We start from the raw sequence: 283 nt of genomic DNA on the forward strand, positions 1-283 counted from the left end.
AAAGGGAGACGGAACGGGTGCAAAAAAAGCCATCGATCTATGATCCAGGGGCGGCGTTAACCAATCCAGAAACCAGGACCGTATTTATTGCGGATGCTTTAGCGACCGGCCATGCCGCTCATATTGCGGCCTCCATCGGTGTGGCGATCAGCGCATTTGGGGCGGCCAAAATGGCGAGTCTGACCGGGATCACCGTGGCAGATCTGGAGCAGCTCTTCGGTATCCATGGCGATCCGGACCTTTATCGCTTGATGAAAGTGCTACACGTGCTGGGGGTCAGTTT

General features: G+C 55.5%; 1 protein-coding gene. It reads left to right on the forward strand.

Going from position 1 to position 283, the window contains the following annotated elements:
• Positions 1 to 17: 17 nt before the first annotated feature.
• Positions 18 to 283, forward strand: a 266-nt coding sequence (locus GHN92_RS23690) for a DNA-binding protein (protein WP_153381353.1), incomplete at its 3' end; no start/stop codon positions are given.

Origin of the sequence: Pseudomonas sp. FSL R10-2964 (genome assembly GCF_009600035.1) — a bacterium.
GTDB classification, from domain to species: Bacteria; Pseudomonadota; Gammaproteobacteria; order Pseudomonadales; family Pseudomonadaceae; genus Aquipseudomonas; species Aquipseudomonas bubulae.